General features: G+C 65.0%; 1 protein-coding gene. It reads left to right on the forward strand.

Annotated features, from left to right (window positions below):
* Positions 1 to 240, forward strand: a 240-nt coding sequence (locus tag ACPYOI_RS36870; protein WP_481424284.1) for a nucleotide-binding protein, incomplete at both ends; no start/stop codon positions are given.

A 240-nucleotide genomic window follows, 5' to 3' on the forward strand; every position in this document is an offset into this window, starting at 1 on the left:
GCGATGATGGGCCTTTCCGTCGTTCTCGTCGTCGACGCGTCGCGAATGTCGCACTCGGTCGCGCCGCTCGTCACCGGCTTTACGGATTTTCGCGCCGATGTCCGCATCACCGGCGTCATCCTCAACAAGGTAGGCAGCGATCGGCACGATGCGATGCTGCGCCACGCGTTGGATGCGAGCCGCATGCCGGTGGTGGCGGTCATTCGCAGCGACAAGACGCTGGTCCTGCCGGAGCGGCAT

Source organism: Rhizobium sp. SVR5-2C (assembly GCF_056755115.1).